This window comes from Myceligenerans pegani (assembly GCF_014892515.1).
Classification (GTDB): domain Bacteria; phylum Actinomycetota; class Actinomycetes; order Actinomycetales; family Cellulomonadaceae; genus Myceligenerans; species Myceligenerans pegani.
Genome location: NZ_JADBGR010000031.1, coordinates 1 through 494, shown reverse-complemented (window position 1 = coordinate 494; position 494 = coordinate 1). Strand labels below are relative to the sequence as shown.

1 protein-coding gene is annotated in these 494 nt (G+C 70.2%); it reads right to left on the bottom strand.

Features of this window, described 5'->3' with window-relative positions:
- On the bottom strand, positions 1 to 494 hold a 494-nt coding region (locus tag IIE03_RS02305; protein ID WP_192861110.1), incomplete at both ends, for a hypothetical protein.

Here is a 494-nt window from a genome sequence, read left to right as displayed (position 1 = left end):
CGGTCCAGCACCACCGGCCGGTCCCCGACCGCAGAGACCTGCAACGTCGCGTTCTCCGGAACGCTGATGCGCTCGGTCTCCACCTCGCTCGGGGTGCCCCGGCCACTTGTCGGGACGATCGTCAGCTCGCCACCCTCGGCCGTCGTCGCCACATAGACCGTGCCGTCGGTACCCACCGCGAGCGCGCCGCCCACGCCGATCTCAGCGGTCGGATCGAGCTTCTCCTCGTCGAACGCCTGGGCGCCGTCGAAAGCCAGCACCCACAAACGGCCGGTCTCGCCGTCGTACACGGCTGATGTCGCACCGCCCGACGCGACCTGTGCGCCTGCCGGCAGCGCCAGCGTGCCCTCACGCTGGAGGTGGGCCGGGTCGACCGGGCTCGCCTCCGAACCGCCGTCGTCATCCAGCAACACACGGCCGCCGTCCTGCGACACGTCGAACGTCGTGGAGTTGGTGTCCATGATGCCGTCGATCGCGCCGGCCTCGAAGTTGTA